This window comes from Ideonella sp. (assembly GCF_041287625.1).
Classification (GTDB): Bacteria; Pseudomonadota; Gammaproteobacteria; order Burkholderiales; family Burkholderiaceae_C; genus Ideonella.
In genome coordinates, this window is sequence record NZ_JBGGNH010000018.1 from 38,487 (window position 1) to 60,111 (window position 21,625).

At 64.2% G+C, this 21,625-nt stretch carries 19 protein-coding genes; 7 read left to right on the top strand and 12 right to left on the bottom strand.

The genetic code is table 11. The features are described from left to right. Positions 1-11: 11 nt before the first annotated feature. From pilQ to ACAH41_RS07080, 5 genes are read right to left on the bottom strand one after another with little or no spacing between them, the layout of a single operon-like run. Positions 12-2,189 (bottom strand): type IV pilus secretin PilQ, encoded by a 2,178-nt coding sequence (gene pilQ, locus ACAH41_RS07060; protein ID WP_370538235.1) that lies wholly within the window; start codon positions 2,187-2,189, stop codon positions 12-14. Continuing rightward, the gene (locus ACAH41_RS07065; RefSeq protein WP_325652044.1) at positions 2,186-2,719 is read right to left on the bottom strand and encodes a pilus assembly protein PilP; all 534 of its coding nucleotides are present in this window, start codon (positions 2,717-2,719) and stop codon (positions 2,186-2,188) included. Before ACAH41_RS07065 ends, pilQ begins: the two co-directional genes overlap by 4 nt. After that, on the bottom strand, positions 2,716-3,420 hold the full coding sequence (locus tag ACAH41_RS07070) for a type 4a pilus biogenesis protein PilO (RefSeq protein ID WP_325652046.1): 705 nt from the start codon (positions 3,418-3,420) through the stop codon (positions 2,716-2,718). Before ACAH41_RS07070 ends, ACAH41_RS07065 begins: the two co-directional genes overlap by 4 nt. A 9-nt stretch (positions 3,421-3,429) precedes the next feature. Beyond that, positions 3,430-4,047 (bottom strand): PilN domain-containing protein, encoded by a 618-nt coding sequence (locus ACAH41_RS07075; RefSeq protein WP_325652047.1) that lies wholly within the window; start codon positions 4,045-4,047, stop codon positions 3,430-3,432. Beyond that, a complete protein-coding gene (locus ACAH41_RS07080; RefSeq protein WP_325652048.1) occupies positions 4,044-5,123 on the bottom strand; it encodes a pilus assembly protein PilM in 1,080 nt (359 codons plus the stop codon). Before ACAH41_RS07080 ends, ACAH41_RS07075 begins: the two co-directional genes overlap by 4 nt. 268 nt (positions 5,124-5,391) lie before the next feature. Here ACAH41_RS07080 and ACAH41_RS07085 point away from each other — a divergent pair, with 268 nt between their 5' ends. Further along, positions 5,392-7,788: a penicillin-binding protein 1A gene (locus tag ACAH41_RS07085; RefSeq protein ID WP_325652049.1), complete on the top strand. Its 2,397-nt coding sequence runs from the start codon at positions 5,392-5,394 to the stop codon at positions 7,786-7,788. Positions 7,789-7,862: 74 nt separating this feature from the next. Here the strand turns inward: ACAH41_RS07085 and cyaY are convergent, their stop codons facing one another. Both cyaY and ACAH41_RS07095 read right to left on the bottom strand, forming a co-directional pair. Next, positions 7,863-8,222: an iron donor protein CyaY gene (gene cyaY / locus ACAH41_RS07090; protein ID WP_325652051.1), complete on the bottom strand. Its 360-nt coding sequence runs from the start codon at positions 8,220-8,222 to the stop codon at positions 7,863-7,865. A 416-nt stretch (positions 8,223-8,638) separates the two neighbouring features. Continuing rightward, positions 8,639-9,607, bottom strand: a complete 969-nt coding sequence (locus ACAH41_RS07095; protein ID WP_325652052.1) for a porin — start codon at positions 9,605-9,607, stop codon at positions 8,639-8,641. A gap of 262 nt (positions 9,608-9,869) precedes the next feature. On the opposite strand from ACAH41_RS07095, the gene coq7 reads away from it, so the two are divergent. Beyond that, positions 9,870-10,493 carry a 2-polyprenyl-3-methyl-6-methoxy-1,4-benzoquinone monooxygenase gene (coq7, locus tag ACAH41_RS07100; protein ID WP_325652053.1) on the top strand — a complete coding sequence of 208 codons (624 nt, stop codon included), beginning with the start codon at positions 9,870-9,872 and terminating at the stop codon, positions 10,491-10,493. Between the two features lie 15 nt (positions 10,494-10,508). On the opposite strand, the gene ACAH41_RS07105 is transcribed toward coq7, so the two are convergent. Then, on the bottom strand, positions 10,509-10,937 hold the full coding sequence (locus ACAH41_RS07105) for an OsmC family protein (RefSeq protein ID WP_325652054.1): 429 nt from the start codon (positions 10,935-10,937) through the stop codon (positions 10,509-10,511). Positions 10,938-11,291: 354 nt separating this feature from the next. Between ACAH41_RS07105 and ilvA the strand changes: the two genes are divergently transcribed. Beyond that, positions 11,292-12,902 carry a threonine ammonia-lyase, biosynthetic gene (gene ilvA, locus ACAH41_RS07110; RefSeq protein ID WP_325652056.1) on the top strand — a complete coding sequence of 537 codons (1,611 nt, stop codon included), beginning with the start codon at positions 11,292-11,294 and terminating at the stop codon, positions 12,900-12,902. A gap of 6 nt (positions 12,903-12,908) precedes the next feature. On the opposite strand, the gene ACAH41_RS07115 is transcribed toward ilvA, so the two are convergent. Continuing rightward, entirely contained in the window at positions 12,909-13,622 is a 714-nt protein-coding gene (locus ACAH41_RS07115) for a peptidylprolyl isomerase (RefSeq protein ID WP_325652057.1), read from the bottom strand. 225 nt (positions 13,623-13,847) lie between these two features. Between ACAH41_RS07115 and apbC the strand changes: the two genes are divergently transcribed. After that, the gene (gene apbC, locus ACAH41_RS07120; RefSeq protein ID WP_325652058.1) at positions 13,848-14,939 is read left to right on the top strand and encodes an iron-sulfur cluster carrier protein ApbC; all 1,092 of its coding nucleotides are present in this window, start codon (positions 13,848-13,850) and stop codon (positions 14,937-14,939) included. A 25-nt stretch (positions 14,940-14,964) separates the two neighbouring features. Beyond that, entirely contained in the window at positions 14,965-15,582 is a 618-nt protein-coding gene (mobA, locus tag ACAH41_RS07125; protein ID WP_325652059.1) for a molybdenum cofactor guanylyltransferase MobA, read from the top strand. Between the two features lie 60 nt (positions 15,583-15,642). On the opposite strand, the gene ACAH41_RS07130 is transcribed toward mobA, so the two are convergent. Further along, positions 15,643-16,032 carry a hypothetical protein gene (locus ACAH41_RS07130; RefSeq protein WP_325652060.1) on the bottom strand — a complete coding sequence of 130 codons (390 nt, stop codon included), beginning with the start codon at positions 16,030-16,032 and terminating at the stop codon, positions 15,643-15,645. A gap of 195 nt (positions 16,033-16,227) precedes the next feature. Between ACAH41_RS07130 and ACAH41_RS07135 the strand changes: the two genes are divergently transcribed. Continuing rightward, on the top strand, positions 16,228-17,475 hold the full coding sequence (locus ACAH41_RS07135) for a hypothetical protein (protein WP_325652062.1): 1,248 nt from the start codon (positions 16,228-16,230) through the stop codon (positions 17,473-17,475). A 123-nt stretch (positions 17,476-17,598) separates the two neighbouring features. Beyond that, entirely contained in the window at positions 17,599-18,702 is a 1,104-nt protein-coding gene (locus ACAH41_RS07140) for a ProQ/FINO family protein (protein ID WP_325652064.1), read from the top strand. Between the two features lie 50 nt (positions 18,703-18,752). Here ACAH41_RS07140 and ACAH41_RS07145 read toward each other — a convergent pair whose 3' ends face one another. Both ACAH41_RS07145 and ACAH41_RS07150 read right to left on the bottom strand, forming a co-directional pair. Next, positions 18,753-19,232 carry a DUF1854 domain-containing protein gene (locus ACAH41_RS07145; RefSeq protein ID WP_325652066.1) on the bottom strand — a complete coding sequence of 160 codons (480 nt, stop codon included), beginning with the start codon at positions 19,230-19,232 and terminating at the stop codon, positions 18,753-18,755. An 11-nt stretch (positions 19,233-19,243) separates the two neighbouring features. Then, the gene (locus tag ACAH41_RS07150) at positions 19,244-21,550 is read right to left on the bottom strand and encodes an ABC transporter ATP-binding protein (protein ID WP_325652067.1); all 2,307 of its coding nucleotides are present in this window, start codon (positions 21,548-21,550) and stop codon (positions 19,244-19,246) included. Positions 21,551-21,625: the final 75 nt, after the last annotated feature.

Sequence of the window (21,625 nt, forward strand, 5' to 3'; positions counted from 1 at the left end):
TTTCAAAACACTCAGCGAGCCGCAGATCTGTCGGTAATGATCTTGGGCGTGATAAACATCAACAGTTCCGTCTTGTTGTTGTAGCGAACCGTGTCGCGAAACAAAACGCCAAGATACGGAATATCGCCCAGCAACGGAACCTTGTTGACTTCGTCGCGCTCTTCCTGCGTAAAGATGCCACCGATGACGACTGTACCGCCATTTTCCACCAGCACCTGGGTTTTCACGTGTTTGGTGTTGATCGCTGGGCCAGCGGTGGTGTTGTCGCCTCGACTATCCTTGTTGACTTCCAGAGCCAAGATCACGTTGCCTTCGGGCGTGATTTGCGGTGTCACTTCCAGACGCAGACTCGCCTTCTTGAAGGACACAGCAGTGGCGCCGCTTGAGGAAGCGATCTGATAAGGGATCTCCACGCCCTGCTCGACTTCGGCTTTGCCTTGGTCCGTGGTGATCACCCGCGGGCTGGAAACAATCTTCCCCTTGCCCTCTGCTTCCAGCGCACTCAATTCCAGGTTCAGGAAGCGATTGGCCGACGCGCTGAAAAGCGAGAGTGCCATGGTGGCTGCAGACGCGGTGCTAATGGCGCTGGTGTTGGCCGGCAGACTCACGAATTGGCTATTGGAGTAAGCGGTGTCGGTGCTTTGCTGATTGGTTTGATAGCCGACTTGGTTGTAGTTGCCGCCCACCGTAACGTAGTTGCTGCCACCGACCGAATAACCCGGAACACCGCCATTGACACCGCGAAGATCGGTCGCGCCCAACTTGATACCCAATGCGCGGCCGAACTTGTCGTCGGCTTCCACGATGCGCGCCTCGATCAGCACTTGGCGGACAGGAATGTCGATTTTAGAAATCATGGTCGTCACTTCTTCCAATTTGGAAGCAATGTCCGACACAAACAGCTGATTGGTTCGCGCCTCAGCCAACACAGAACCACGCGGCGACAGAATGCGAGTGGCATTGCCCCCACTGGCACCCCCAGAATTTGCACCACCGCCAGAACTGGAGGCTTGACCGCTCAAGGCCTTGGCGATGTCCTCTGCCTTGGTGTAGTTCAGCTGATAAGACTGCGTCCGTACCGGCTCCAGTTCGGTGATCTTCTTCTTTGCCTCGAGATCAACCTGCTCCTTGGCCGCCAACTCCTCCTTCGGCGCAATCCAAAGCACGTTGCCAGATTTGCGCATGCCAAGCCCCTTGGCTTGCAAAATGATGTCCAGCGCATGGTCCCAAGGCACATCCTTGAGACGCAGGGTCACACTGCCGGTCACTGTGTCGCTGGTGACCACGTTGAAGTTCGTGAAATCAGCGATGACTTGCAGCAACGCGCGGACTTCGATGTTCTGGAAATTCAGCGACAGTTTCTCGCCCTGGAAACCGGGGCCTTGCACCAACTTGTTCGGATCCATGCGAACAGGACGAACCTCCAGCACAAACTGCGTATCGGTCTGATAAGCACTGTGCTCCCATGCGCCGCGAGGCTCGATCAACAAACGAACTCGGTCGCCGTTCTGTACCGCCGAAATGCCTTGCACAGGCGTGCCGAAGTCGGAAACATCCAGCTTTCGACGCAAGCTCTCCGGCAAGGTGGAATGCAGAAACTCCACCACCAGATTCTGCCCCTGCTGCCGCAGATCCACGCCAACCTGGGTGTTGGCCAATCCAACCACCACGCGTCCGGCACCATCCGGACCGCGGCGGAAGTCAATGTCTCGCAAAGCAAGCTGCTCGGAATTCTGGCTGCTGGCGAAGTGCACCGCATCCTGGGCGGCACCCGCTGAAGCCTGCGTGTCCAACAAGATCAAGAGCGTTTTGCCTTGAATCTCGGTTTTGTAGGAAGTCGCCTGCTTCAGGCTCACCACCAACCGAGTCCGATCACCAGAATTGGCGACGTTGACAGACCGAACATTGCCCTGATTCACCTCGACGCTGGACGTACCCAACCCATTGGTGACACCCGGCAGGTCGATGGCGACTCGAGGCGGCGCCTGCACCACAAACCCGGTGGGCGCGGCGGTCAAAGGCTGGCTCAGCTCGACGCGAATTACTTCGCCGTTGGCTTGTTGCGAACCGGTGACCGAGCGAATGACGTTTTGCGCCAAGGCCAGATCCGGCGCCATCATTCCGATCGACAGCGCCAAGGCTGCCGCGTACCAACTACGCATTTTGCGTGACTCCAACCTGTTGTTCATTGCCCCGACTCCTGAAGCTGGAGGGTACTGGTGCGTTCGATCCATTCGCCCGAGGCGTCTTGCACGATTTCCCGCAACTCAAGCTCGGTTTCGGAAATCCTGATGATCTTGCCGAAATTCTGACCCAGATAATCGCCCGCCTTCACATAGTGAAGCAGCCCCTGAACCTTCAACAACGCGTGGGGCTGGCCGCTTTTGTTCACGCTGCCGACCATTTTCATGCCATCCAACGGATACGATTCCAACGGCTGCTTTCGGCGGCGCATTTCGGCTGTGAGGATCGCATTGGAGCCCCGCGCATCGAGCCTCGTCCCAGCTACCATCTTGCCCGCGCCAAAAGGCTCCGGTGCGACGCTTCCGACATACGGTTCTGGTTCGAATTTCCGCGGCGGCGAGATCGGCTGCACATTTGGCTTGACCTCTTTCGCCTGCTGATCCATCCAAGCCTGAATCTCCTGATTGTCACCGGAACATCCCGCCATCGAGAAAAGGAGAACCAATCCCAACCAAGTCGAAGACTGCCGACTCATGACTTGCCCTTCTTCTTTGTGCTCGACTTCGCTGCAGCATCTCGCTTGACTTGAGCAACCTCGGCTGGATCCAGATAGCGATAAGTCCGTGCCGTGGCTTCCATGACCAAGGCGCCTGAGTTGTCCTTGGCCGTTGTGGGCGTGATGACCAGATTGTGCAAAGTGACAATGCGAGAAAGATTGGCAACATCTCCGGCGAATGAACCGATGTCATGGAAACGGCCGGACACTCGGATGGCGATCGGCAGCTCGGCGTAATAGTCCTTCACCACCACTTGCCCTGGCCGGAACAGTTCGAACTGCATCCCCCGCCCGACGCCGGCCTGGTTGATGTCGGACAGCAAGGCGTCCATGTCAGCCTTGCCAGGCAACTGCTTTTCGAGCTGCGTCACATACTCCTGAACCTGTTCTTTTTGCTTGCGCAACTCTTCAAGGTTCACGGCTTCCGTCAGCTTATTCCGATATTCGGACTTCAGCTTGGGCTCGAGGTCTCGCGACTGCGCCAAATGATCAGTTTCATCACTGATCAATACCAGCCAACCTACCACCACGGCCACGATGGTTGCCAATAGCCATACCAGGGCCTTTGGCAGCGCCGGCCATTGCCCGGGCTCTTTGGGATCCAGGCCCTGGAATTGGCTTCCCGCCGCTCGCAGCGATGCCCCAACGTCGATTTGAGAGGTTTTTTTCTGTGTCGCCATGGCCAATACTCAGGACACCTTGGGGGCCGCAGGCTTGCCTGGGACGCCGCTGGCCGCCCCAGCGGGCGGAGCGGGCCGCTTGATCGACACCTTGATGGAGAAATCGAACAATTTGCGTTGATCCTTGCCAATCAAGATATTGGCCGACTTGCTTTCCACCAACTCGGGACGCTCCAACCAAGTGGAGTTGTAAGCAGTGTTGCGCAGCAACTCGGAAACACGTTCGTTGGTCTGGGCAATGCCGCTGACTGTCACCTGATTGCCGCTTTGGCGAACGGCCGTCAAATAGACCCCTTCGGGCGTCTGTTTAACAAGTTCGTTTAACAGATAAACCGGCACGTTCCGATCTGTCTGCAGGTTCTCCACCGCGTTTTGCCGAGCCTTCAAAGCTTCGATTTCCGCCTTCAAGTCGGCGATGTCCTTGATTTTGACATCGAGCTTGGTTATCTCGGTTTTCAGAAAACTGTTCCGGGAATTCTGCGCGGCGGTCAATTGCTGCAACACGAGATACCAGAGCAACACAATGCCAGCGCCGATGATGGCTGCCAGCCCCAATGCCGCGAAGAATGCCCGTTTGCGTTCCTGCCGGCGCGCCTCGCGGTGAGGCAACAGGTTGATCAGGATCACTGCACAAATCTCCGCATGGCCAGACCGCAGGCCGTGAGGTACGACGGCGCCTCACGCTTGAGCTTGGCCTCCCGCACCGCCGGGCCTAACTTCATGTTTTCGAATGGATTCACGACGCGCGAAGCAAAGCCGGTGACATCCTTGACCCGTTCGCGCAAGCCGGTCATGGACGCGGCACCGCCCGCCAGCATCACGTAATGCACCTTGTGGTGCGGCGTGCTGGTGAAAAAGTACTGCAAGGCACGGCCGATCTCATGCGCCAGGCTGTCCACAAAGGGCGTCAGCAATGTGGGACCGTAGTCTTCCGGCAAATCGCCACTGAGCTTCTTTTGCTCGGCTTCTTCGTACGAAAAACCGTACTGCCGGGAAATCAGCTGCGTCAGTTGTGCGCCACCAAAAGATTGGTCGCGGTCGTACAGCAGTTCGTCTTCCCGCAGAACCTTGAGGCTGGTGGTGTCGGCGCCAATTTCAAACAGCGCAACCAAAGCGTCCTTGCCTTGCTCAGGCAAGGCAGCCACCAGCCGCGTCATGGCCAGCCGGGAAGCGTGCGATTCGATGTCCAGCACGACCGGCGTCAATCCTGCGGCCTCCGCCAGGCCTTGCCGGTCTTGCACGCGGTCTTTGCGAGAAGCGGCGATCAGCACATCCACGTCGCCGGCAGAATTTGAATTCGGGCCGATGACGCAAAAGTCCAGGCTGACTTCGTCCAGCGAAAACGGAATGTATTGATGGGCCTCAGTTTCAACCTGAAGTTCCATTTCCTCTTCGCGGAGCCCGGCGGGCAGCACGATGCGCTTGGTGATGACCGCGGCGGCCGGCATGGCCATCACCACGTGCCGGGTGCGCGTGCCGCTGCGGGCGACCACCCGCCGCACCGCGTCGGCCACTTCATCGAACTTCTCGATTTGCCCGTCCACGATCCAGCCCTTTTCGAAAGGCTCACTGGAAAGTCGTTCGAGCAGCAATTCGCCGGACGATGACTGACCCAACTCGACCAGCTTGACGCTGGATGAACTGATGTCGAGACCCATCATCTGGGGATGTTTCTGGCCCAGAAAGCGATCAAGAAAACCCACGGGAGATGGCTCCAGCGACACCGTGAACGGGCGCAAAGTTAACAAAGCACTTCAATGCTAGCAGCAAGCTTGTTGACGAACCAAGGATTTCCCCGGAACGAATCCGCGCGTCCGTTGCGTTGGACCGACTGATTGGTAAGCAAAGGATACCGGTACGGAACCTTTGCGCCGCATCCCCAAAAGCTGTGCTGTCGCCCACGACAGCCGCGTTGGGGGCGGGCTTGAAGCCGGTGCCCCTTCCTATAATCGGCGGCCCAACGGGAGAACCATGAGCGACGCCGACCCCAACGATCCCGCCCCTTCCTCGTCCGCCGGTACCGACAAGCGCTCCAGCTCGACGTCCACAGCCACCCCTGCTTCGCGGGTCGCGTCCGTTTTTTTGCGTTTGATCGCGGCACTGTTTGGCACGGGACTGGCGCTGGTGGCGGCGGGACTGATTTGCGGGGGCATTGCGCTGGCCGTGGCGTATCCGAACCTGCCCGAGCTGGATGCGATCACCGACTATCGCCCAAAGCTGCCTCTGCGAATCTATTCAGCCGATGGCGTGTTGTTGGGTGAGTACGGCGACGAACGACGCCAGTTCACTCCCATTGCCGAAATCCCGGACGTGATGAAGCATGCTGTGCTGGCAATTGAGGATGCACGTTTTTATCAGCACAGCGGCGTGGACTACCTTGGCGTGTTGCGGGCTGGCATCGCACAGTTCGGTGCAGCCGGCAGCCAGGGCGCCTCCACGATCACGATGCAGGTCGCACGTAATTTTTACTTGTCGACCGAGAAGACGATCACTCGCAAGCTTTACGAAGTGCTGCTGGCACTGAAGATCGAGAGTGCGCTGAGCAAAGACCAGATCCTGGAGATCTACATGAACCAGATCTACCTGGGACAGCGGGCGCATGGCTTCGCCGCAGCCAGCGAAATCTATTTCGGCAAGCCACTGCGGGAACTGAGCGTGGCCGAGGCAGCCATGCTGGCCGGCCTGCCCAAGGCGCCATCTGCCTACAACCCGATCGCCAACCCGCGCCGGGCCACGGTGCGCCAGCGCTACATCGTGGACCGGATGCTGGACAACGGCTTCATCACTGCCGAACAGCGGGACACAGCGCTCGCGCAGAACCTGAAGTACCGCACTCCTACCGAGGTGCCGGTACATGCCGAATATCTGGCCGAAGCAGCCAGGCAGCTGATGTTTGCCCAGTACGGCGCGGACACCTACACCCGCGGACTGAACGTGCAATTGACCGTGCAAGCTGCCGATCAGGCCGCCGCCTACCATGCGTTGCGCAAAGGTCTGATGGACTTTGAGCGACGGCAGGTCTACCGCGGCCCTGAAGCCTATGTGGACCTCCCGGCAGATCCCAGGGCGCTGGATGCGCGCATCGCGGAAGCGCTGGCAGACCACCCAGACAACGATGAACTGAAGGCCGCCGTGGTGTTGGAGGCGTCGCCCAAGAAGGTCATCGCCGCGCTGCAATCCGGCGAGGCGCTGACAATTGTCGGCGAGGGCCTGAAGCCGGCAACCTCCGGCCTGTCGGACCGCGCCGACCCGAAGGTGCAGGTCCGCCGAGGCGCCATCGTGCGGGTGCTGAAGACAGTCAAGGGCGACTGGACGCTGACCCAGCAACCCGAGGTCGAGGGTGCGTTCGTGTCGATGGAGCCAGGGACTGGCGCCATTCGGGCCCTGGTAGGCGGCTTCGACTTTGGCAAGAACAAGTTCAATCACGTCACCCAGGCGTGGCGGCAACCGGGCTCCAGCTTCAAGCCTTTCATCTACTCCGCCGCACTCGAAAAGGGCTTCACACCCGCCACGGTGGTCAATGACGCACCACTGTTCTTCGACGCCGGAAGCACTGGCAGCCAACCCTGGGAGCCGAAGAACTACGACGGCACCTTCGACGGCCCGATGTCGCTGCGGCGGGCGCTGGCCAAGTCCAAAAACATGGTGTCGATCCGGGTGTTGCAAGCCATTGGCGTGCCTTATGCACGCGACTGGATCACCCGCTTCGGTTTCGAGAAAGAGCGCCATGACCCTTACCTGACGATGGCACTGGGTGCCGGCTCGGTCACGCCCATGCAGATGGTGACCGGCTACAGCGTGTTTGCCAATGGCGGCTACCGCGTCAACCCTGTGCTGATCGCCCGGGTGACCGACAACCGCGGCCGCGTGTTGCACGAGACCAAGCTGACGCCTCCAGACGAATCGCTTCGTGTCATTGAGCCTCGCAACGCATTCATCATGAGCAGCCTGTTGCAAGAAGTTGCGCGTTCAGGCACCGCGGCGCGCGCCCAGGCCACGCTCAAGCGGCCAGACATCTATGGCAAGACCGGCACCACCAATGACTCGATGGACGCCTGGTTTGCCGGCTTCCAACCCTCGCTGGCGGCCGTCGTCTGGATTGGCTACGACAACCCACGCAAGCTGGGAGACCGCGAGACTGGCGGGGGACTGTCGCTGCCCGTCTGGATCGAGTTCATGGGTCAGGCGCTCAAAGGCGTGCCGGTGGCCGAAGTGCAGCCCACACAGGGCGTGGTCAACGTGGCTGGCGAGTGGTATTACGACGAATTCAGCGGCGGCCAGGGCGTCAGCAGCCTGAACACCGAAGAACACCTGCCCACACCGCCAAACGAAGATGAGAAGAAAGGGATCCTGGACCTGTTCCGGTAGCCCAGCCTGGAAAGGTTCTCCGCTGCCGCGAATCGGCATCGAGCGGGGTACCCGGGACAATGCCTGTGCTGCGGTCAGCTGCCGGTGAACTTCAGCGCCACGCCAGCCTGCGCACTGGCGTGACGTGAAAGACTGTCGAACAGCTCGCTGCCATCACGCGTGTCAATCCAGCAACCAGCCGCGACGTCACGCCGGTAGTGAAAACCGCCACCTCGCGCCGCCAGCCAGATCTCATGCAGCGGCGGCTGGGTGTTCAAGATGATCTTGCTGCCATTGGGGAACGACAACTCCAGCAGGCCGCCGGTACGATGCGTGTCGATGTCGATCACGTCCCGGTCCAGCCACTGGTCGATCTGAGCCTCGACGCTGGCGAGCGCCAGGTGAGCCAGTTCGTGGTATTGCGCGTCGGTCAAGGTCGAAGCAGTCGTGGTCATCGCTAAAATTCAGTCATGCCGCATTGCGTGATGTTCAGTGTAGTGGCGCCGCAAAAGCGAGCACCTTTGAAGACCTCTTCGTCGCAGGCCTTCTGTGGCGGACCGCGAGTTGTAACGCTGGCCGCGGGGCTGGCCCTGGCGCTGCTGTGCGCTGGCTGCGGCCAACGGGCCAATTTGGTGCTACCCGATCAGGCATCAACCAAGCCGTCTCGCGCCTCAGCAACTTCTCCGGCCTCCACCGCGGCGCCGCAGCCAGCGCAAACCAGCCCTGAGTGACGCAGGCCGACTCACCAACGTGAGTCACGCCTTGGCAGGGGCTGATGTGACAGAAATAAAAAAGCCCGAGAGGCATGGCCTGTCGGGCTTTTGCTCACACGGCATTCGCGCAGAAGAACTGCGCCAATGCATGGAGAGACTTAGAACGAGTGGCTCAGACCAAAGTCGTAGCCGTTCTTGTTGTCGGCCGCCAAACTGCCACCAACATCGCCACCGATGCGGGCGTAGTCAGCATAGATCTTGGTGCGCTTGGACAGCTTGTACTCGATGCCCAGCCCAGCCTTCTTCAGGGTCTGCGAACCTGCAGCAAAGTCCACCTTGGACTGTGCGTAGCCAGCCTTCAGGTTGATGGCGCCGTAAGGCACAACCACGCCAACGAGGAAGCCCTTGACGTCATCGTCATTAATGGTCTTGCCATCGGAGTACGAGCCGGACAGCTTGGCCATGCCGAAGTCGTAGGAACCGACAGCGGTCCACATCTTCTGGTTTTCAAACGTGGTGGCTTCGTACGCACCACCGACCATCAGCGAACCCATCGTGTAGGAAGCACCGACCGCATAGGGCTTCTCGGTGCCAGCGCCGTAAGTTTCCGCGACGGAAGCTGACAGCTTGAAGGCACCAAAAGCACCGTCATAACGAACAGAATTGTCCAGTCGACGCACATCCACCGTCGCCTGCGTGGCGTCGAACTTGCTGGTGCGCAGCGTGGCGCCAACGTCACGCAAATTAGCAATGGTGTCACCACCGAACGGATCAGAGGAACTGACCACGTCCCAAGCTGCGCTTTCCATCCGGCCCAGTTGAATGGAGCCGAACTTGGTGTTCAGGCCAACGGAAGACCAACGGTTCCAAAACGTCGAATTGGCTGCACCAGTGTCAGCCGAAATCTGGCTTTCGATCCGGAAGATGGCCGACATGCCATTGCCCAGATCTTCAGAGCCCTTGAAGCCGATGCGGCTGCCGTTGTTGTCGGCAACCTGCTTGTCCTTGGAAGCCACGAGCTTGGCCAGTGCTAGGTCAAGCTTGCCGTACACGGTCACCGACGATTGAGCGGAAGCGGCGCCAGCGAAAGCACCCAGAACTGCCAGAGCGAGCAGAGTTTTTTTCATTGCAACTATCTCCAAGATTGATACGAGAGATCCGGAGGGTTGGCCTGGCTGCTTCATCGAGCAGCTGGTCCGGAGCGCACTAAAGGCAAACCCTGATGCGGAAGCTGGACGTGATTGCACCAGAGCCTCGACGAGGAGGCAAACTTTCAGCCACATCTGGCCCCGGGTCGTTGCCTATAGACAACGGGTAGCCAAAAAACAGGCGCGTCACAATATGGTCTCGCGAAATTCACATGACGCCCGCGATCGGAAGAGACCCAGGATGCTCGACACCCTATTGATCAACGCGGACCAAGCGCTGCGCACACTTTCAGGCGGCGCCCGAGCCAGCCGCGCCAGCCCCGCACAACCTGAGGGCGACACAGCAGCCCTCAGTGCACCGGCCAAGCGACTTTCGGGCGCGCTGATGCGTGTGAACCATGTCGGCGAGGTCTGTGCGCAAGCGCTTTACCAATCTCAGGCGCTGGGCACACACGATCCCGTGCTGCGGCAGGCACTGCAACAAGCCGCAGACGAGGAAATCGATCACCTGGCCTGGACAGCCGAACGCTTGAAAGCCCTGAACAGCCACACCAGCTGGCTGAACCCGCTGTGGTACGCCGGTGCTTTCTCGCTGGGCCTGCTGGCAGGCCGCGCTGGAGATCGCTGGAGCCTGGGCTTTGTTGCGGAGACCGAGCGCCAAGTGGCCCGGCATCTGGCCAGCCACTTGGCGCAACTGCCCTCGGAAGACCACGCTTCACGCGCCATCGTGGCGCAGATGCACACCGACGAAGTCCGGCATGCCGAACAGGCCGAGGCAGCAGGGGCCCATCGGCTGCCAGCCCCCGTTCGCGGCCTGATGCGGGTTGCGGCGAAGGTCATGACAACCACCGCGCACTACATCTGACAAGGCTGCACGGCCTCAGGCGCCGGCCTCGCGCACCTCGATGCTGGTGCTGATTTCCGCGGTGCGACCCAGCATCGCCGTCGCCGAACAATACTTTTCGTGCGAAAGCGTCACAGCGCGCGCCACTGCGGCTTCTGGCAACTGCTTGCCGGTCACCACGAAATGCATGTGCAGCTTGGTGAAGACTTTCGGGTCAACCGGCGCTCGCTCGGCCTTGAGGGACACGGTACAACCGCTGACCTCGTGCCGCCCGCGCTGCAGGATCAGCACCACGTCATAAGCGGTGCAGCCACCGGCGCCGGCCAGCAGCGTCTCCATGGGGCGGGGGGCCAGATTGCGGCCGCCGCCTTCGGGTGCGCCGTCCATGCTCAGCAAATGGCCGCTGCCGGTCTCCGCCAGCATCGACATGCCGGTCTCCGGCACCCAGTGGATCGTGCATTCCATCGACTTCATCCTCGTGTAACGGCGGCGCCGCAAGCTCGCGAAGCCGCCGGGTGTGAATTATCTCGCGGTCCGTCCCGCTCACGGATCGCAACGGGCGGCATGCAACATATTGCAGCGCAGCACAAGTGCGGTTAAACTCTATTCATCGCATTGATGGATCTATCGATCAATGCCCCGGTTGTCTCCTCCACCTCCTCCATTGGTGGATTCAGCCCGGAGCTGCAAAGCTCCGGGCTTTTTTCTGTGTGGTTCTCGTCGCAGCACGCTGTCTTATCATGCAGCGCTTCTCGTGACAGACCCTCCGGGCGATGCGTGCGAAGTCTTTTAACCAGCATTGCACCAAGGAGAGACGCCATGGCAGGCGCCGCCCGTCCGGCCCGCCCTGCGGCGCGCCCGGCATCCCGTCGTTCCACATCCGGCAGCAGCGTTGCGCCCCAAGCGGCCACGCCGCCCAGCGCCAACGACTACCTGCGCAAGATCCTGAACGCCAAGGTCTATGACGTCGCAGACGAAACCGCACTGGACCCAGCCCGTACGCTGAGCAAGCGCCTGGGCAATCAGGTGTTGCTCAAGCGCGAAGACCTGCAACCGGTGTTCAGCTTCAAGCTGCGCGGCGCCTACAACAAGATGGCCCACCTGCCGCCCGAAAAGCTGCAGCGCGGCGTCATCTGCGCTTCGGCCGGCAACCACGCCCAGGGCGTGGCGATGAGCGCCAAGCGCATGGGCTGCCGTGCCGTCATCGTGATGCCGGTCACCACGCCCAAGGTCAAGATCGACGCCGTGGCCGGCTGGGGCGGCGAGGTTGTGCTGCACGGCGAAAGCTATTCAGATGCCTACGGCCATGCGGTCGAACTGGAAAAGGCCCAGGGCCTGACCTTCGTACACCCGTTCGACGACCCGGACGTGATCGCCGGTCAGGGCACGATCGCGATGGAGATCCTGCGCCAGCACCAGGGTCCCATCCACGCGGTGTTCTGCGCCATCGGCGGCGGCGGGCTGATCTCCGGCGTCGCGGCCTACATCAAGGCCGTGCGGCCCGAGATCAAGGTGATTGGCGTGCAGACGGTCGACTCCGACGCGATGCTGCGCTCGGTCAAGGCCGGCAAGCGGGTCACGCTGCCGGATGTTGGCCTGTTCGCTGACGGCACCGCCGTGAAACTGGTCGGTGAAGAGACATTCCGTCTGGTGCGCGAGTTGGTCGACGACTTCGTGGTCGTCGACACCGACGCCGTCTGTGCCGCGATGAAAGACGTGTTCCAGGACACACGCAGCATCGTCGAGCCCTCGGGCGCGATGGGCGTGGCGGGCCTGAAGCAATACGCCGCCGAGCACAAGCTCAAGGGCCAGACGCTGGTGGCCGTGACTTGCGGCGCCAACATGAACTTCGACCGGCTGCGCTTTGTTGCCGAGCGGGCCGAACTCGGTGAGCAGCGTGAAGCCTTGTTCGCAGTCACGATCCCCGAGGAACGTGGCAGCTTCAAGCGCTTCTGTGAGCTGATCGGCTCGCGCAGTGTCACCGAGTTCAACTACCGCATCTCGGACGCCAAGCTCGCCCACGTCTTCGTCGGCGTGTCCATCAGCAAGCGCGACGAAGCCGACAAGATCGCCCGCAGCTTCAGCCGCCATGGCTTCGCCACGGTCAACCTCACCGACGACGAACTGGCCAAGGCGCATGTGCGCCACATGGTGGGCGGCCGCAGCGAGCTGGCACGCGACGAGCGGCTGTACCGCTTCCAGTTCCCGGAGCGCCCGGGCGCGCTGATGCGCTTCCTGTCGGCCATGCACCCGGACTGGAACATCAGCCTGTTCCACTACCGCAACCAGGGCGCCGACTACGGCCGCATCCTCGTCGGCATGCAGGTGCCCAAGGGCAACAAACAGGCCTTCAAGGACTTCATTGCGGGCCTGGCCTACCCCTGCGTGGACGAGACCGACAACCCGGTCTACCAGCTGTTCCTGCGCTGAGCAGCTTCAGCGCAGCGCCACCCCGGGTGGTACGGCCTGCGGCGCAGGCTCGACCCGCTCGGCCCGCAGGATGCGCACCGGCTTGACCAGCAGTTGCCCGCGCACATAGTCCTCACCCCGAGCTGGATCGGTTGCGGCAGCGTGGATGCGGCGCACCACGTCCATGCCTTCCTGCACCTGGCCAAACGCGGCAAAGCCCTGCCGGTCCGGGTTGCGCTGGCCGCCGAAATCCAACCCCGGCTGCTCGCCGATGCAGATGAAAAACGCAGCGGCCGAGCCGGTGCCCACCGCACCACGCGCCAGCGACAGCGTGCCATCGTGGTGCCGCAACCCGGTGGTTTGCGTGCTCTCGTGGGCGACCGGCGGCGCCGGCGTGTCGTCGCCCGCCACGCCGCCTTGAATGACTTCGATCTGCGGCGTGCCGTGGTCGTTGTCGCGCCGCACCGTGCGGTAGAAGCTCGCGCCGGCATACAGCCCGCGGTCCACGTAGCGCAGGAAATCACCGGCGGACAGCGGCGCATGCGCGAGGTCAACGGCTACCACGATGGTGCCTTGGTCGGTCACCAACCGGACCTGCACAGGTGGCATCGGCGCGGTGGCGGCTGGCGTGGGTGGCGCGGCGGCAGCGCGCAGGCTGCCCATCGGACCTGCCAAGACCAGTGCCAGTGCCAGTGCCACGCCACACAGCGCACGGCGAAAACCCTGCTTCCCGTTCATCATCCGTCGACTCCCGTTGGGCAAGCCCCGGCGCGAATGGCCAGGAAGCGTTCGTTCATGGGCGACATCGAACCAGGGCTCTCGAAGGCCACCCCGTGCATCACAGGCGCAGCCGGTAGACTGCCGGCCATTCTCCACCCGCGCGCGGCAACGCCACCCGCGGCAGCCCGGCACCCGCCGACCGGCCCGCACCGTGCTGGCCAGTCTGCCCTTCCAGCTCCCCACGCCATGGCCCTCACCGAACAAGCCGTTCTCGCAGCACTGCAAACCGTCGTCGACCCGAACACCGGCAAGGACTTTGTGTCCACCCGCCAGTTGAAAGCGCTGCGCCTGGACGGCGGCAAGGTCAGCTTCGAGGTTGAGCTCGGCTACCCGGCGCGCAGCCAGGTCGCGCCGCTGCAATCAGCCTTGCAGGCCGCCGTGCGCGCGCTGCCCGAGGTCACGCAGGTCGACGTGCAGGTCAGCAGCCACATCGTCGCGCATCAAGTACAGCGCGGCGTGGCGCTGCTGCCGGGCGTGAAGAACATCGTCGCGGTGGCGTCCGGCAAGGGCGGCGTCGGCAAGAGCACCACGGCGGTGAACCTGGCACTGGCGCTGGCCGCCGAAGGTGCATCGGTGGGCCTGCTGGACGCCGACATCTATGGCCCCAGCCAGCCGACCATGCTGGGCATTTCCGGCCGGCCGGAAACCCTGGACGGCAAATCCATGGAGCCGATGCAGGGCCACGGCATCAAGGTCAACTCCATCGGCTTCCTGGTCGATCCGGGCGATGCGATGATCTGGCGCGGCCCGATGGCCACGCAGGCGCTGGAACAGCTGCTGCGCCAGACCAACTGGGGCGAACTGGACTACCTGATCGTCGATCTGCCGCCTGGCACCGGCGACATCCAGCTGACGCTGTCGCAGCGCGTGCCGCTGACCGGCGCGGTCATCGTCACCACGCCGCAGGACGTGGCGCTGATCGATGCGCGCAAGGGCCTGAAGATGTTCGAGAAGGTCAGCGTGCCCATCCTCGGCCTGGTCGAGAACATGGCCGTCTACTGCTGCCCCAACTGCGGCCACACCGCCCACATCTTCGGTGCGGACGGCGGCAAGCGAATGGCCGAGACGCATGGCGTGCACTATCTGGGCGCGTTGCCGCTCAGCCTGTCCATCCGCGAGCAGGCCGATGCTGGTGCACCAACCGTGGTCAGCCAGCCGGACAGCGAGGAAGCCGGCCTCTACCGCGCCATCGCCCGCCAGGTCGCGGTGCAGGTCGCGCAGCGTGCCAAGGACTTCTCGTCCAAGTTTCCCAGCATCAGCATCTCGAAGAGCACCTGAGCCTCCCGGCAAACTGGTCCGGATCATGACGGCCAGCATCCCGCGCGAGCAGATCACCGGCCTGCTGCTGGCCGGCGGCCGCGGCCAGCGCCTGGGCGGTGTCGACAAGGGCCTGCAGACCTGGCAAGGCCGGCCGCTGGCCCAGTCTGCGCTGCAACGCCTGGCGCCGCAGGTCGGCCACTGCCTCATCAGCGCCAACCGCCACCTGGCCGACTACGCCAGGCTGGGCCCGCCGGTATTGGCCGACGCCCAGGGCGGCTTCCCCGGCCCGCTCGCCGGCTTCCTGGCCGGCCTGTCGGCCGCCGCCACGCCCTGGCTGGCCACCGTGCCCTGCGACACACCGAACTTCCCGGCGGACCTGGTTGCAAGGCTGGCAGAGGCCGCGGTCACCCAGGATTGCGAGATCGCCATGGCCGCGACCCATTCGCCCGGCGGGGCGCTGCATCCCGAACCGGTGTTCTGCCTGCTGCGCACGCACCTGCGCGCATCGCTGCAGGCCTATCTGGCGCAGGAGCAGCGCCAGGTTGAACGCTGGGCCCGCCAGCACGCCTGCACGCTGGTGGCCTTTGAAGACCGCAACGCCTTTTTCAACGTCAACACCCCGGCCGACCTGTCCCGCCTGCGCGAATTGCCGGGCAACTGACCCCGCCCAGCGGCATCCCCCCAACCAGCGCATCGCGCCCGAACGGCGCGCCGCCAGCTTTCAGTTCCAGTAGGTGAACAGCTCTGGCCGCGTGGCCCGGTACTGGTGCAGCGTGCTCAGCGTGGCCGGTACCAGCGAGTGCGCACCAAACCACAAGGCCTCGTCGCGCGCCAGCCCGCCCAACTGGTCCAGCGAACTCGCCATGCCGCGCCAGCCGGCCCAGTCGATCTCCGGCATCACCCGCATCGCCTCGCGCGGCAGATGCCGCAAGGCCGTGGCCAGCAGGCCCAACTGACGGGCCACCTCGCCCCGCGTCGAACCCGAAGCCAGCAACTCGACCTCGGCCAGCCCATGGGTCAAGCCCAGCACCGCTTCGCCCGCCTGTTGAATCGCACCCAGCACGGCCGCCGTGTCGGTCGGCCGGTTTTGTTTTGTCGTATCCCCGTTCATGCCCGCTGCTTCAGCATGATTCGGGCCAGCCACTCCGAGGCGATGTGCGCAGCCATTCCTATTGCGGAATATCAATGACAGCAACGGCATCGAGAACTTCCTTTGCACGCCACACGGAACACGGCAGCGATGCGGCCCGGCACCATTCCCAAGCCCACGGTTCCGCTCTACGATGAAGTGTCTGCAGGAGGTCTCATGCACACGCGAGGACATTTCCGCTTGGTGGCCGGCTGCACGGCCGCACTGGTCTGGACAGCCGTGCTGGCAGGCTGTGCGCAAATTCCTGCACAGCCGAAGCCCGGGCTTGCAGACGCATCGGCCCAGCCATCGAACAGCGCAGGCACCGCTTCTCCAGGCATTCGGGCGCTGCTGGCTGATGGTTTGTTCGCCGCGCCGCGGGAAGCCGTCGATACCCGCGACCTGTTCACCGCGAACAGCGACATGCTGCATTTCCTGCGCAGCGACCTGGAGCCTTTGATCCGCGCCCAGGGCAAGCAGCGCGGCCTCTACGAAGCACTGCAGAGCAACAGGTACCTGAAGCTGGATTACGACACCGCGCAGACCCGCACAGCCGCCCAGGCCTTCCAGGCGCGTTCAGGCAATTGCCTCTCTCTTGTCATCCTGACCGCCTCGCTGGGCCGCAAGCTCGGCCTGCAGGTGAGTTTCCAGCAGGTGCTGAACGAGGACAGCTGGGGTCTGAGCGGCGACTTGGTGGTCGCCAGCGGCCACGTCAACGTGGTGCTGGGCCAGCGCAATTCGATGTCGTGGGGCGACGACAGCCAGTCGCTGGTCGTGGACTTCCTTCCGACGGAAGCGGTGCGCGGCCGGCGTGCCCGCCTGGTCAGCGAAGACGTGCTCGTCGCAATGTTCGAGAACAACCGCGCCGTCGAGTCCATGGCCCAGGGCGACCTGGACACGGCGTACTGGTGGGCCCGGGCCGCCGTGTCGCATGACAAGCCCGCCGCAGCAGCCGTCAACACACTGGGCGTGATCTACCAACGCCGGCAACTGCCTGCCATGGCCGAGCTGGCCTACCGCCATGCTTTGGCGCTGGAACCCGACAACCTGCGCTCGCTGGCGAACCTGGCCGGCCTGATGCGCACCCAGGGGCGCGACTTCGAGGCGGCTCCGCTGGACCAGCGGATTGCCACGCTGATGCCGCAGCAACCCTTCCACCACTTCCGCCTCGGCCTGGCCGCCGCGCAGCGGCATGACTGGCTGCGAGCCCGCGACGAACTGAACCGCGAACTCGAACGCGACCCGACCTTCCAGGACGCACAGGCCTGGCTGGCGCAGGTCTACCTCGAACTGGGTGACTTGCCGAATGCGCGCAGCCACCTCGCGCTGGCCGCGAAAAACGGCAGCACGCCTGGCAACCGAGCGGTCTATGCAGCCAAGCTGGAGCACCTGCGCGCCGTCTCTCAGGTCGCCGCCAGCCACTGAAACAGGAAAAACCGGCCCGGCCGACACGAAATCAGCCCGGTAACACGGCAGCGCGCAGGGCCGGCCGCGCAAACGCCGCCAGCATGGGCACAATCGCGCCTTTCCCGCGCTTTCCGAATCTTCATGTCATCGACCCCTTCGCTGCCGAACCCGGCGCCCCTGGACCCTTCGGCCGAGACGCCAGAGGCCGCCGCCGCGCCCGGCATCGAATCCACCAGCCCGGAGGCAGGCGACACGCCTGAAGCCCCCACAGCAGTCGCAGCCGCAGCCGTTGAACCCGAGGCCGTGCAGGCCAGTGGCGACGAGGCGGCCGAAACCCCGTCTGCAGAGGACGCCGAGGCAGCGGAAGCTGACGCCGCCGAAGGCGAAGAAGTCCCAGCCGAAGATGCTGTACCCGCAGCCGCTGGCGCCAATGCCAAGCCGGCTCCAGTGCCCATGTCGCCCGCCGAATGCGCCCAGGCGCTGAAGTCGCGCTTCCCGGCGCTGTTCGCCGGAGCGCCCAGGCCGCTGAAGCTGCGCATCCAGGCCGACATCCAGGCCCGCGCGCCCGGCGTGTTCACGCGCCAGTCGCTGTCGGCCTTCCTGCGCCGCCACACCGGCAGCACCAGCTACCTGATCGCGCTGAGCCGTGCCAAGACCCGCTTCGACCTCGACGGCCAGCCGGCCGACGAGCTGAGCGACGAGCACCGCCAAGCCGCACTCGACGAACTCGCCCGTCGCCGCGGCATCACGCAGCAGCGCCGCGAGGTCGAGGACCAGCAGCGCCGTGACCGCTTCAACCTGTTGCGCGACTTCGAACACACCACGCTGACCGAGCCGAACTTCTGCGCCCTCAAGGGCCTGACGCCCGAGGCGCTGCACGCCACGCTGGCCCAGGCCCGCCAGGAGCTGACCGAAGCCCCGCCGCAACGCGAGTTCGACCGCCGCCCACCGCGCGACGGCCAGTTCCGCGATGACCGCCGGCCCGGTGGCGGCGGTCCACGGGCAGACGGTCCGCAAGGTCAAGGCCCGCGCGGCGATGGCCGCGGTCCCGGCCGTGGTGAGGGTGGCGCGCCGCGAGGCGACGGTCCGCCGCGCCGCGAAGGTGGTGGCCCGCGCCGTGATGGCGCAGGGGCCCGAGGACCGCGCAACAGCGGCCCGCGCCGCCATGACGACCGGCCGCAAGGCCCGCGTGGCCCGGCCGGCGGCAAGCCGCCCGGCAATGAAGGCGGCGGCAACGCGGCTTGATGGCAAGTTGAAACGGCGCTCAGGCGCCGTTTTTCATGGATGGCCGGCGATCACAGGAACCGTTCGAGCAGCTTCTTCGAGTGCCGGTCCAGCAGCGTCAGGTCCGGCACCAGGAAGACGATGCCATGGCCGCTGGTGATCAGCAGCCGGCCGCGCTCGACCAGGCGGCGGATGTCTTCCTCGACCTTCAGCACCAGCTCGGTGGTGCCGCGGTCGGTCTCCACCACCCAGGTGCTGGGCGTGGAGAAAGTGGAAACCGAGACGATGCGGCGGATCTCGGGCACGAATTCGCGGCCGCGCAGCTCCTCTTCCAGCAGGCGGCGCGGCGCCTCGGGCAAGGCTGAGATGCGCGGCACCCAGGCCAGCTCGCGGCCCTCGGCGCTGACCAGCGACAGGCCGTCGTCCGGCGCGGTGATGGGGAAGGCGCGCACCGGTGTGACGGCCTCGTGCACCTCGCCTTGCGCGGTCGTCAGCATCAGCCGGCCGAGCGCGTTGCGGGAAAGGGTGAATGTCGGTTCGGTCATGGTCATCCCCGCGGCTTTCATTCGACCTGGACGCTGTGCGCCGAGGGTTGCGGCAACGCGCCGGCCAGCAGCGCGGCGTCATGGTCGGTCTCGGTGTCGTCGTCCGCGTCGGCCCGGCGGGCCTGGGCTTCGTAGAGCCGCCAGTAGGCGCCCTGCCTGGCCATCAGCTCGTCATGCGGGCCGACCTCGACCACCACGCCGCGGTCCATCACCACCAGCCGGTCGGCCTTGCGCAGCGTGGACAGGCGGTGCGCGATGGCGATCGTCGTGCGGCCCTGCACCAGGTTGTCCAGCGCCTTCTGGATCTCCTTCTCGGTCTCGGTGTCCACGCTGGAGGTCGCCTCGTCGAGGATCAGGATGCGCGGGTCGATCAGCAGCGCGCGGGCAATGCTGACGCGCTGGCGCTCGCCGCCGGACAGGCCCTGCCCGCGCTCGCCGACCAATGAGTCGTAGCCCTGCGGCAGGCGCAGGATGAAGTCGTGCGCATGCGCGGCGCGCGCGGCGGCGACGATCTGCTCGCGCGTCGCGTCCTGCCGGCCGTAGGCGATGTTCTCGGCAATGGTGCCGAAAAACAGGAAGGGCTCCTGCAGCACCAGGCCGATGTGGCGCCGGTAGTCGGACACCGCGAAGCGCCGGATGTCCACGCCGTCGACCTTGATCGCGCCATCGGTCACGTCGTAGAAGCGGCACAGCAGGTTGACCAGCGTGCTCTTGCCCGAGCCACTGTGGCCGACCAGGCCGACCATCTCGCCGGGCTTGATCTCCAGGTTCAACCCGCGGATCACCGAGCGGTTGCCATAGCGGAAACCGATGCTTTCCATCGTCACGCCGCCGCGCACCTCGCCCGTCGGGACAGGGTTGCCCGGCTCGGGCACGTTGGAGACGTGGTCCAGGATGTCGAAGATGCGCTTGGCGCCAGCGGCGGCCTTCTGCGTCACCGAGACGATGCGGCTCATCGAATCCAGCCGGCCGTAGAAACGGCCGATGTAGGCGATGAAGGCGGTCAGCACGCCAACCGTGATCTGGCCGCGGCTGACCTGCCAGATGCCAAAGGCCCACACCACGAGCAGGCCCACGTCGGTCAGCAGCGAGACGGTGGGCGTGAACAGGCTCCAGGTCTTGTTGAGCTTGTCGTTGACCAGCAGGTTGGCCTTGTTGGCCTCGCGGAAGCGGCCGGCCTCGCGGCTTTCCTGGGCAAAAGCCTTGACCACGCGGATGCCGGGAATCGTGTCGGCCAGCACATTGGTCACGTCGCCCCAGACGCGGTCGATCTTCTCGAAGCCGGTGCGCAGCCGGTCCCGCACCAGGTGGATCATCCAGGCGATGAAGGGCAGCGGCAGCAGCGTGACCAGCGCCAGCCAGGGGTTGATCGAGGTCAGGATCACCGCGGTCATGACGATCATCAGCACGTCGGTCGCGAAGTCCAGCGCGTGCAGCGACAGGAAGACCGAAATGCGGTCGGTCTCGGAGCCGATGCGGGCCATCAGGTCGCCGGTGCGCTTGGCGCCGAAGTAGTCCAGCGAGAGCTGCAGCAGGTGCTCGAAGGCGGTGGTGCGCAGGTCCGCCGCGATGCGTTCGGAAACCAGCGCCAGCAAGTAAGTGCGGGCCCAGCCCAGGCTCCAGGCCAGCAGCGCCGCGCCCAGCAGACCCGAGAGCAGCAGCATCACGTAAGAGGGGTCGATCTGCTGGCCGTTCTGGAACGGGATCAGCACCTTGTCCATCAACGGGATGGTCAGGTAGGGCGGCACCAGCGTGGCAGCGGTGGCCGCCAGCGTCAGCAAAAAGCCGATCAGCAACTGGCCAGCGTAAGGCTTGGCGAAGCGCGACAGGCGCAGCAGCACCCAGGTGGACGGCGGCGCGTGCAGTTCGCGGTCGCAGACGGGGCATTCGTCGCTGTCCGGCGGCAGCAGTGCCTGGCAGGACGGGCAACGCGTGGGGTCGTCGCCCTCGGCGGCCACGCCGGCGGCGCGCGCGGCCTGCACCTGCTCGAAGCGCTTGAGGAAACGCAGCGCCAGCACGTTGGCAGCCAGCGTGAAGCGCCAGCGCGCCAGCAGCGCCGAGTCCTCGGACAGTTCCAGCGTTCCCACGCCGGCGTGGTCATGGTGGCGCAGCTGCAGCGCGGGTGCGAGCGGGATGCGGGTCCAGCCCGCCGTGCCGGGCGCACGGGCCAGCAAGGCCAGCTCGGTCAGCACCAGCTGCCCATCGCCGAAGACCAGGTCATCGCCAAGGTCCAGCGCCAAGGTGGCCAGCGGGGTTTCGCCAGCGGCCAGCGGGGCGCCGGCAGCGGCGGCGGGCGTGGCGGGATGCGGGTGTGGATTTGGCATGAGGCGCGGATTTTCCGCGAATCCAGCCAGCGAATCGCAAAATCGGAGCCTTCAGCGGCCGCCGGCGGCCGGCAC

Excerpts from the sequence above, each read along its gene's own strand:
- cyaY (WP_325652051.1), bottom strand. The coding sequence starts at position 8,222 with ATGACCACGACTGCTTCGACCTTGACCGACGCGCAATACCACGAACTG.
- ACAH41_RS07095 (WP_325652052.1), bottom strand. The coding sequence starts at position 9,607 with ATGAAAAAAACTCTGCTCGCTCTGGCAGTTCTGGGTGCTTTCGCTGGC.
- ACAH41_RS07130 (WP_325652060.1), bottom strand. The coding sequence starts at position 16,032 with ATGAACGGGGATACGACAAAACAAAACCGGCCGACCGACACGGCGGCC.
- ACAH41_RS07115 (WP_325652057.1), bottom strand. The coding sequence starts at position 13,622 with ATGATGAACGGGAAGCAGGGTTTTCGCCGTGCGCTGTGTGGCGTGGCA.
- ACAH41_RS07140 (WP_325652064.1), top strand. The coding sequence starts at position 17,599 with ATGTCATCGACCCCTTCGCTGCCGAACCCGGCGCCCCTGGACCCTTCG.
- ACAH41_RS07070 (WP_325652046.1), bottom strand. The coding sequence starts at position 3,420 with ATGGCGACACAGAAAAAAACCTCTCAAATCGACGTTGGGGCATCGCTG.
- apbC (WP_325652058.1), top strand. The coding sequence starts at position 13,848 with ATGGCCCTCACCGAACAAGCCGTTCTCGCAGCACTGCAAACCGTCGTC.
- ACAH41_RS07065 (WP_325652044.1), bottom strand. The coding sequence starts at position 2,719 with ATGAGTCGGCAGTCTTCGACTTGGTTGGGATTGGTTCTCCTTTTCTCG.
- pilQ (WP_370538235.1), bottom strand. The coding sequence starts at position 2,189 with ATGAACAACAGGTTGGAGTCACGCAAAATGCGTAGTTGGTACGCGGCA.
- ilvA (WP_325652056.1), top strand. The coding sequence starts at position 11,292 with ATGGCAGGCGCCGCCCGTCCGGCCCGCCCTGCGGCGCGCCCGGCATCC.
- coq7 (WP_325652053.1), top strand. The coding sequence starts at position 9,870 with ATGCTCGACACCCTATTGATCAACGCGGACCAAGCGCTGCGCACACTT.
- ACAH41_RS07150 (WP_325652067.1), bottom strand. The coding sequence starts at position 21,550 with ATGCCAAATCCACACCCGCATCCCGCCACGCCCGCCGCCGCTGCCGGC.
- ACAH41_RS07135 (WP_325652062.1), top strand. The coding sequence starts at position 16,228 with ATGCACACGCGAGGACATTTCCGCTTGGTGGCCGGCTGCACGGCCGCA.
- ACAH41_RS07085 (WP_325652049.1), top strand. The coding sequence starts at position 5,392 with ATGAGCGACGCCGACCCCAACGATCCCGCCCCTTCCTCGTCCGCCGGT.
- ACAH41_RS07105 (WP_325652054.1), bottom strand. The coding sequence starts at position 10,937 with ATGGAATGCACGATCCACTGGGTGCCGGAGACCGGCATGTCGATGCTG.
- mobA (WP_325652059.1), top strand. The coding sequence starts at position 14,965 with ATGACGGCCAGCATCCCGCGCGAGCAGATCACCGGCCTGCTGCTGGCC.
- ACAH41_RS07145 (WP_325652066.1), bottom strand. The coding sequence starts at position 19,232 with ATGACCATGACCGAACCGACATTCACCCTTTCCCGCAACGCGCTCGGC.